The following is a 228-nucleotide window of genomic DNA, read 5'->3' as shown; positions in this document are numbered from 1 at the left end:
CAAAAAGCGTTCCAATTGTCGTTAATATCTGAGGCGGACTATAAAAAACAATTGCAAACAATTGAAGAAGAAAAGCGAAGAAAAGAAGAAGAAAAGAAAAGGCAAGAAGAAGAAGAAAAAAGGAAAAAAGAACAGCAAGAGTGGTTTAATAAAGTGAAAGAGTGGATTCCATCGTTATGGTAAAAGAAAGAGGCGAATTTCGTTATTCGCCTCTTTCTCATGTAAAAA

At 33.8% G+C, this 228-nt stretch carries 1 protein-coding gene; it reads left to right on the top strand.

Going from position 1 to position 228, the window contains the following annotated elements:
* Positions 1-183: hypothetical protein (locus MR160_RS34575; RefSeq protein WP_481746750.1), on the top strand; the 183-nt coding region annotated here is incomplete at its 5' end.
* Between the last annotated feature and the right edge of the window lie 45 nt (positions 184-228).

Origin of the sequence: Bacillus cereus group sp. BfR-BA-01382, assembly GCF_022663475.1 — a bacterium.
GTDB lineage: Bacteria > Bacillota > Bacilli > Bacillales > Bacillaceae_G > Bacillus_A > Bacillus_A thuringiensis_S.
This window is presented reverse-complemented; position numbering and strand designations above follow the sequence as displayed.